General features: G+C 58.6%; 7 protein-coding genes and 4 pseudogenes. 4 read left to right on the forward strand and 7 right to left on the reverse strand.

Annotated features, from left to right (window positions below; all coding sequences use genetic code 11):
• Positions 1–13: 13 nt before the first annotated feature.
• Positions 14–379: an antibiotic biosynthesis monooxygenase gene (locus AACY52_RS05370; protein ID WP_339414605.1), complete on the forward strand. Its 366-nt coding sequence runs from the start codon at positions 14–16 to the stop codon at positions 377–379.
• Here AACY52_RS05370 and AACY52_RS05375 read toward each other — a convergent pair.
• From AACY52_RS05375 to AACY52_RS05385, 3 genes and pseudogenes are all read right to left on the reverse strand, one after another.
• Complete coding sequence (locus AACY52_RS05375) at positions 368–1,471, reverse strand: sigma-54 dependent transcriptional regulator (RefSeq protein ID WP_339560329.1); 1,104 nt, start codon at positions 1,469–1,471, stop codon at positions 368–370. The two genes, AACY52_RS05370 and AACY52_RS05375, sit on opposite strands and share 12 nt — an antisense overlap.
• An 11-nt stretch (positions 1,472–1,482) precedes the next feature.
• Positions 1,483–1,701: pseudogene (locus AACY52_RS05380) on the reverse strand (monooxygenase); the annotation flags it as partial.
• Between the two features lie 159 nt (positions 1,702–1,860).
• Positions 1,861–2,202: pseudogene (locus AACY52_RS05385) on the reverse strand (NAD(P)H-dependent oxidoreductase); the annotation flags it as partial.
• Positions 2,203–2,585: 383 nt separating this feature from the next.
• Here AACY52_RS05385 and AACY52_RS05390 point away from each other — a divergent pair.
• The 3 genes from AACY52_RS05390 (at position 2,586) to AACY52_RS05400 (ending at position 6,107) form a co-directional block, all read left to right on the forward strand.
• Entirely contained in the window at positions 2,586–2,855 is a 270-nt protein-coding gene (locus AACY52_RS05390) for a hypothetical protein (RefSeq protein WP_339414603.1), read from the forward strand.
• A gap of 233 nt (positions 2,856–3,088) precedes the next feature.
• Positions 3,089–4,249, forward strand: coding sequence for an aminotransferase class V-fold PLP-dependent enzyme (locus AACY52_RS05395; RefSeq protein ID WP_339560330.1), 1,161 nt, complete (start codon positions 3,089–3,091; stop codon positions 4,247–4,249).
• A 49-nt stretch (positions 4,250–4,298) separates the two neighbouring features.
• Positions 4,299–6,107 (forward strand): aminopeptidase P family protein, encoded by a 1,809-nt coding sequence (locus AACY52_RS05400; protein WP_339414600.1) that lies wholly within the window; start codon positions 4,299–4,301, stop codon positions 6,105–6,107.
• A 51-nt stretch (positions 6,108–6,158) separates the two neighbouring features.
• On the opposite strand, the pseudogene AACY52_RS05405 reads toward AACY52_RS05400, so the two are convergent.
• The 4 genes and pseudogenes from AACY52_RS05405 to rhtA all read right to left on the reverse strand — a co-directional run.
• Positions 6,159–6,386: pseudogene (locus AACY52_RS05405) on the reverse strand (DsbA family protein); the annotation flags it as partial.
• Positions 6,362–6,475 (reverse strand): annotated as a pseudogene (locus AACY52_RS05410) (glucose 1-dehydrogenase); the annotation flags it as partial. The pseudogenes AACY52_RS05405 and AACY52_RS05410, both read right to left, overlap by 25 nt.
• A gap of 110 nt (positions 6,476–6,585) precedes the next feature.
• Positions 6,586–6,867: a hypothetical protein gene (locus tag AACY52_RS05415; RefSeq protein WP_049709138.1), complete on the reverse strand. Its 282-nt coding sequence runs from the start codon at positions 6,865–6,867 to the stop codon at positions 6,586–6,588.
• 164 nt (positions 6,868–7,031) lie between these two features.
• The gene (gene rhtA / locus AACY52_RS05420) at positions 7,032–7,919 is read right to left on the reverse strand and encodes a threonine/homoserine exporter RhtA (RefSeq protein ID WP_339414599.1); all 888 of its coding nucleotides are present in this window, start codon (positions 7,917–7,919) and stop codon (positions 7,032–7,034) included.
• Between the last annotated feature and the right edge of the window lie 425 nt (positions 7,920–8,344).

Genomic DNA, 8,344 nt, shown 5'->3' on the forward strand with positions numbered 1-8,344 from the left:
AAGGGGAGTGTTCATGCAGGTATCAGAGAAAAATCGCAGTTTCACTCAGTTGATCGAGTTTCAGATCGAGCCCCAGAAACAATTCGCCCTGGTGGCAGCCTTGAGCACCCAGAGTGAGCGTCTGGCCCAAGGCCATGGCGGTTTTATCAACGCAAGCGTGCAGGTCAGCGCTGATGGGCGGCGGGTGTTGAATTATCTGCAATGGCGTACGCGTGAAGACGGCGAGGCGGCATTCAAGTGCTTTGAGCACGGTGAGGAAGATTTCTGGACGCTGATTCGCGCCCACCAGGCAACCGCCGTGACCTTTGGTTCGTTCCAGGTGCTGAGCAGTTTTGAGCGCAGCCATGACAACGCGCTGCACTGCCGCCTAAATGGATAAGTGCAGCATGCGCTCGCCTTGCACGTTCTCGCCGGGGCGGCGTTTGTTGACCGCCAACTCGCCGATCTTGATCAAGCGGCTGCGCGTGACGTTGCGGCTCAGGCCCAACAGATGGGCGGTGTGCACCTGGTTGTAATGGCTGAAACGGTAGGCTGCGCGGAGCAGGGCGTCTTCAACCTTTTCATGCAGGGCCCCGGCCTGTTCTTCGAACAGTTTCTGGAAGGCACGCGCCAGCAATGCTTCGGCGCTGTTGTCGGTGCCGTGCTGGCTGTCGTCCTGGCGCTCGATGCGCAGGTTCGACAGGCGCAAATCGTCGCGTTCGATCAGGCCGTTGTGGCAGATCAACAGGGTGTGGTGAATCACGTTCTCCAGTTCGCGGATATTGCCCGGCCAGCTGTAGCTTTTGAGTTTGTGCTCGGCTTCGCGGCTGATGGTGATCGGGCCATAGCCAAGGCGCTGGCTGTAGGCTTCGATGAAGTGCCGGGTGAGCGGCAGGATATCGCCAGGACGGTCACGCAGCGGGCTGAGTTCCAGGCTGACCACGTCGAGACGGTAGTAGAGGTCTTCGCGGAAATGCCCGGCGTTGATGGCTTTTTCCAGTTGCACGTTGGTCGCGGCAAGCACCCGCACATCAATCGCAATGCTCTTGCGCGAACCCAGGCGAACCACTTCGCGCCCTTGTAGGACGCGCAGCAGCTTGACTTGGATCGCCATCGGCAAATCGCCGATCTCATCGAGGAACAAGGTGCCGCCGTCGGCCTCCTCAAACCAGCCTGCCTTGGCACTGAGGGCGCCGGTAAAGGCGCCTTTTTCATGGCCGAACAGTTCGGCTTCCACCAAAGATTCGGAGAACGCCCCACAGTTCACCGCCACGAACGGCCGGTTACGCCGCGCGCTGAGGTTATGGATGTGACGCGCCACCAACTCTTTACCGGTGCCGGTCTCGCCGATGATCAGCACGCTGGCTTCGCTGGGCGCCACTTGCTGGATGTGGTCGAGCAGCGCCTGGGATTTCGGGTCTTCGAAGACCTGTGCCGTGGCGCGGATCGACGTCGCAAGGGCGGGCGAGGGCGGTAAGGTCAAAAGCTGCATGGGCACCTCTCTTAGGAATAGAACGTTGGAATCGGCAGGGACTGGTTCAATGCCCAATCCCCCAGTTCATGGAGCTTGTAGTCCACCAGGTCGTGCAGGGTTTGCGTGCGCAGGGTGCGCAAGTGACGGTCCAGGCGCAGCGAAGCATGGGTGGAGCGCGCGCCGGTAACTTTGAACAGGCGGCTGCAGAGTTCCAGGCCCTGGGGGGGGGCGGCTACTTTGGCGGTGTGCAAAGGGGAAGGCAGGACGCTGTGGGGTTTGGCTATCACACGGTGTTCCTCAATGTCTATTTAGCCTTCATTGCACTCAGGCCTTCGTCGCTGATGGGCTCGATCAACTTGTCGGCGGCTTTCCAGGCGTCCTCTTCGCTCTCGTGCACGATCACATGCCGTGGCAGCCAGCAATACCGGTGTGTTGATCAAGGCGTTGAGGCCGACCAGATCAAACAGGTGCTTGAGCAAGCCTGGGTACGAACCGCGATAGACCGGCGCGGCGACGATCAGCCGCTCGGCTTGTTCGATGGCCAACAGTTGGGATTCGACTTCAGCGGTCAGTTCATCACGCGACAGCGCACCGCCCAACGGCCGCGCAATGTCACCCATTTCGATCAGGGTGCTCTGGATCGGCAGCAAGGTGGCCAGTTCAGCCAGTAAGGCTTGAGTCAGCACGAGGGTACGAGACGGGCGCCAGGTTCCGCCGCAGAGGGCAACGACATTCAGGGGACGGGTCATGAACAGTTCCTTTTTCAACAGTGGTTTGTCGCAGGTGGAGTACACCGGTTGAGCAAGAACTGCACCAACGGGTTCAGCCCCTGATTGGCGTGGGTTGCAGGCTCACTGCTGAAAATGCTGCTGTTGTCTGACGGGTGATTTGTTGAACGGCTGTTGCCTGGGCAACAGTGCTGATGAGGCGTAGCGACATTTATAGAGGGTTACGTTTATTCAGTAAATGAATGTATTTCCATATTTATAGATCATAAAGAAATATGAAGGCATCGTTATCAGAGGTGCCTTGGCGGTTGATAGCAACTATCACGGGAGGTGATTTTTCACCGTGCGAGGGCGGGAGTAGCCTGTGTTCATTGACTCGAAACCTCCTCTGCAGGGCCACCGCCATGAACCGATTCCTCGCTGTTTGCTTATTGATTGGCAGCTCTGTCCTCGCCGGATGTGCGACCCATCCTTCGCCGGAATTGCGCCCTTACACAGCGGAAGAAACCAAAGAGTTGTCCCTGGAAGCGTTGAGCCGTCGTGGTTTGTCGTTTGATGAGTATCAACAGCAGCGCGCCGCACTGATCGGTCAACCAAAGAAACCTTTCGGCTTTGATCGCCAGGGTGAAATGAACGCCGAACGCAGCGTGACCCTGCATGGTCGTCCCAGTTGAACCTGCGCTCAGCGACAAAAAGCCCGAGGCTTCCTTTAAGGAACCTCGGGCTTTTTGTTTGCCATGGCTCGACTTCAGCCTGTTAAGCTGAATTTCAGGAGCCTTCCTACGCACATTTTCATAAAGTGGTCCTTCTTTAATGGCATCCGATCGGTTAAACCTGACGACCTCTGTTCCGGTCGGTGCCCCTGAGACGCTGCTCTCGGGAACCTGCTCTGCGAGTTTTTAACGTCATGAATAAACGTCCGTTGTATTTCGACTACGCCGCCACTACCCCGGTAGATGAGCGAGTCATCCAGGTGATGGTCGAGTGTCTGGGCTTCAATGCCAACTTCGGTAACCCTGCGTCCAGTTCCCATGCGTTCGGCCAAGCGGCCCGGCAAACGGTTGAACAGGCGCGTCGCCAAGTGGCCGAACTGGTCGGTGCCAATTCCGAGCAGATCGTCTGGACCTCTGGCGCCACTGAGTCCAACAACCTGGCGATCAAGGGCGTGGCCCAGGCGCGGGGTGTGGCGGGCGGGCATATCATCACCAGCCAGATCGAACACAAGGCCACGCTGGATACCGCACGGCAGTTGCAGGAAGCCGGCGTGGCCGTGACCTACCTGGTGCCGGACGCGGATGGGTTGATCAGTGCCGAAGCGGTCAGCGAAGCGTTGCGCGAAGACACCTTCCTCGTGTCGCTGATGCTGGTCAATAACGAACTGGGCACCCTCAACGATATCCCGGCCATCGGCGCTCGCGTGCGTGAGCATGGCGCGCTCTTGCATGTGGATGCGGCGCAAGGCGCGGGTAAGGTGGCGATCGACCTGTCGCAGTGGCCGGTGGACCTGATGTCGTTTTCCGCCCACAAGCTGTATGGCCCCAAAGGTATCGGCGCTTTATATGTCGGGCCGCGGGCGCAGCAGAAAGTCTTGGCGCAGATTCACGGCGGTGGGCACGAAGGTGGCCTGCGCTCCGGCACCCTGGCAACCCACCAGATCGCCGGCATGGGCACTGCGTTCGCCCTGGCGGCGGCGTCTTTTTCAGAGGAAAAAGCAGTAATCGTCGCCTTGCGCCAGCGCTTGCTGGATCAGTTGGCATCGGTGACGGGCGTGCGCCTGAATGGCAGCGCTACACAACGTATTCCCCACACCCTGAGCCTCACGTTCAGTGAAGGCGAATTCAACTCCGCTGCGCTGAGTGCGGGGATCGCGTTTTCTGCGACCTCGGCCTGCAATTCGGCGAGCAATGCACCGTCCCATGTGTTGTTGGCGCTGGGCCATGATGCTCGCAGTGCTGGCCGTACCATTCGCTTGAGCCTGGGCCGGTTTACCACCGAGCAGGATATCGACCAGGCGGTGCAATTGATCAAGGCTGCCCTGGCCTGCGAGCCGGCGTTCTGGGCGGTCTGATTCATCTATCGCAACACATAATAATTATTCGTGGTTAGCAGGAGACACAATGAGTACGCAGCCTTTGACCCATGGAACGGTTACCCAGCGCCTGGCGCATACCCGTGAACTGATGAGCCGCGAGGGCATTCATGCCTTGCTGGTGCCGTCGGCCGACCCACACTTGTCCGAGTACTTGCCGGGTTACTGGCAGGGGCGGCAATGGTTATCGGGGTTTCATGGCTCGGTGGGAACACTGATTGTCACTGCGGATTTCGCCGGTGTGTGGGCCGACAGCCGTTACTGGGAGCAGGCCACCAAGGAACTCAAGGGCAGCGGCATCGAATTGGTGAAGCTGCAACCGGGCCAACCTGGCCCGCTGGAGTGGTTGGCCGAGCAAACGCCGGAAGGTGGTGTGGTGGCGGTGGATGGTGCGGTGATGGCCGTGGCCTCGGCACGTACCCTGGGCGGAAAATTGGCGGAGCGCGGTGCACAGCTGCGTACTGATATCGACCTGCTGAGTGAGGTCTGGAAAGACCGCCCGGCGCTGCCGAACCAACCGATCTATCAACACCTTCCACCGCAAGCCACCGTCAGCCGTGGCGAAAAACTCGCGGCACTGCGCGCTAGCTTAAAAGAGAAGGGCGTCGACTGGCACTTCATCGCCACCCTGGATGACATTGCTTGGCTGTTCAATTTGCGCGGCGGTGATGTTTCGTTCAATCCGGTGTTTGTGTCCTTTGCGTTGATCAATCAACAGCAGGCCACGCTGTTTGTGGCACTGAGCAAAGTCGATGCCGAGTTGCGGGCAGTGCTGGAGCAGGATGGCGTGACACTGCGTGATTACAGCGAAGTGGTAGAGGCGTTGCGCGCGGTGCCGGCGGGCGCCAGTTTGCAGGTCGACCCAGCGCGCGTCACCGCCGGCTTGCTGGAAAACCTTGATGCCGGTGTCAAGCTGGTCGAAGGACTCAACCCGACCACATTGGCCAAATCCCGCAAGAGCCTGGCCGACGCGGAGCACATCCGCCAAGCCATGGAGCAGGACGGCGCGGCCTTGTGCGAATTCTTCGCCTGGCTGGACAGTGCGCTGGGCCGTGAGCGCATTACCGAACTGACCATCGACGAACACCTGACCGCTGCGCGCACCCGTCGCCCGGGTTATGTGTCACTGAGTTTCAACACCATCGCCGCGTACAATGCCAACGGTGCGATGCCGCACTACCACGCCACTGAAGAGGAGCACGCGCTGATCGAAGGCGATGGCCTGTTGCTGATTGATTCGGGTGGCCAGTACCTGGGTGGCACCACGGATATCACCCGAATGGTGCCTATCGGTACGCCGAGTGAAGAGCAGAGACGTGACTGCACCCGTGTGCTCAAAGGTGTGATTGCGTTGTCCCGTGCGCATTTCCCAAAAGGCATCTTGTCACCGCTGCTGGACGCCATTGCCCGCGCGCCGATCTGGGCCGAAGGCGTGGACTACGGCCACGGTACCGGGCACGGTGTAGGCTATTTCCTCAACGTGCATGAAGGTCCGCAAGTGATTGCCTACCAGGCTGCGACTGCTCCGCAAACGGCGATGCAGCCGGGGATGATCACCTCAATTGAGCCGGGCACTTACCGTCCGGGACGTTGGGGCGTGCGTATCGAGAACCTGGTGTTGAACCGCGAAGCGGGCAAGACCGAGTTCGGCGAATTCCTCAAGTTTGAAACCCTGACCTTGTGCCCGATCGACACGCGCTGTCTGGAACCGTCGATGCTGACGGCGGACGAGCGTGAGTGGTTCAACGCTTACCACGCCGAAGTGCGTGAGCGCTTAAGCCTATTGCTCAGTGGCGCGGCGCTTGAATGGCTGCGGGTGCGTACGGCGGCTATCTGATCACTTGCCGTTCCGGCGCCTTGATCAGGGCGCCGGCTATATTGTCGACATCTAACTCAGGGCTTCGCGCACAAACTCCAAACGGTCCTGACCGAAGAACAACTGGCTGCCTACGAACATGCTGGGTGCACCGAACACGCCGCGCTTAACGGCCTGTTCGGTGTTGTCCTTGAGGGCAGCCTTTACAGCTTCGTCGTTTGCCTGGGCCAGGACCTTTTCTGGATCGAAACCGTGCTCGGCAAGCACGGCAGCCACGACCTCGGGGTCACGCAGGCAACGTAGCCTTCGCGGGCGAAGCGTTTGGCAATGGCGCCACCGGTTGCATCACCGGCGCCTACTACTAAGACGATTTTCTTGTTGTGCGTCATGGGAACTCCCTTGGCTCGAATGTCGAGCAGGCGTTTAGACGCAGCTGTGTAAAGGGTCGGTTTGTGCCGGGAATTAGATGTGAGCAGCCAGGAGGTGACTGCTCAAGCGATTACTTACAGATGACGATCATGCTGCGGCTGGTGTAGCCGGCAGGGTTGAGGCCGAAGGGGTAGTCCCCTGGCTCCTCGGAATTGTCACCGGACTTTGCGATTACCCGGTAGCCCTTGGCGCCGCAGGCGTTGGTAGCACTGGTGTAGCACTGGTCCCAGGAAGAAGACAGGCCGGAACAGTTGATATGCAGCCCTTTTTTGCCACGTTTTACTTCTGTCTTGGTGGTCGCGGCGCAGCCAGCAATGGCCATGACCATTAACAGTATCAAAATTCGCTTCATTCCTATCCTTAATAGCCGCCTCGCAAAGAGTGAAGCTTGCTCTACTTGCTCTCGGGTGTCGCGTTGGCACAGTCCTTGTCGAAATTCTCCATGAAAGACATTCGTTTACGGCTTAAACATGGCCTAAATGCGCGCTAAATGCCAGAGCTACATTCAAACAGGTTTCAATCCGCCGGAACCAATGGCTTTGACTCGCTGCGCATCGTTACCGTGGCACCTACGGAGGCCAGAATGATGCAAGTAATTGCCAGCCACTGCGCCAAGGACAGGTGCTCGTTCAGGAAGAACAGGCCAGAGAGCGCGCCAAACGCCGGTTCGATGCTCATGAGGGTGCCGAAGGTGCGGGCGGGGAGGCGCGTCAGTGCGACCATTTCCAGGGTGTAGGGCAGGGCGGTGGACAGGATAGCGACACCGATGGCGACCGGGATCAGTGCGGGAGTCAGTAACGCGCTGCCTGCATGGACGATGCCGATCGGTGCGACAAACAATGCGGCAATCATCACGCCGAGGGCGGCGGTTTGTACGCCGTTGTCATTGCCGGCTTTCTGGCCATACAGAATGTAGAGCGCCCAGCAGACCCCAGCTCCCAAGGCGTAGCCTGCGCCTAACAAGTCGATGCCGCTGCTGGCGTCACCGATTGGGATTAATAGAAGCAGGCCGGTGATCGCGAGAGCTATCCACAGAAAATCCACCGCTCGACGTGAGGCGTAGATCGCCACGGCAAGCGGCCCGGTGAATTCCAGGGCAACGGCAATACCCAGGGGCACGCTGCGCAAGGACATATAGAAGAGGAAGTTCATGCCGCCGAGTGCCATTCCGTAGACGATCACCGTGCGCAGGGATTTGGCCGTCAGTTTGGCGCGCCAAGGACGCAATAGAAGTAGCATGATCACACTGGCGAAAATCAGACGCAGGGTCGTAGTGCCTTGTGCGCCGACGATAGGGAACATGCTCTTGGCCAGCGAGGCGCCGGACTGTATGGAAGCCATGGCGATCAGCAACAGGCCAACAGGGAACAATGTCGAGGCCAGGCTGCGGGTGGAGGTATTCATTGGGTGTACGTCCGAGGTCATATTAAGAGAGGCGTCGGCGCTATGATGCTTAACTGTCGGAGGTTGAGCAATATATTGCTCAATTGTCCTGGCAGGCAACTTACAGACTGCGGGTTTTGAGGTTTTCAGCCTCTTTGATAGAAAAACCAAATTAAGGGTTGACGGCAGATTCTGGAAGTCTATAATTCGCCCCACTTCCAGCGCAGTCGAAACGGAAAACTCCTTGGTAAACAAAGAGTTATGCGAAATTCGACAGCGAGTTGCTTCAGTTGATCGAAGCCCAGAAGGAGTTGGTAGAGCGGTGTTGTTTGGCTCTATTAACGTTTCGATCCTCTCGGTCGAAAGCGGAGAAAAAGAGGTGTTGACAGCAGCGTGTAACGCTGTAGAATTCGCCTCCCGCTAACGAGAGATCGGAAGCGCAAGTG

It is taken from the genome of Pseudomonas sp. EA_65y_Pfl1_P113, assembly GCF_963970525.1.
GTDB lineage: Bacteria > Pseudomonadota > Gammaproteobacteria > Pseudomonadales > Pseudomonadaceae > Aquipseudomonas > Aquipseudomonas tritici.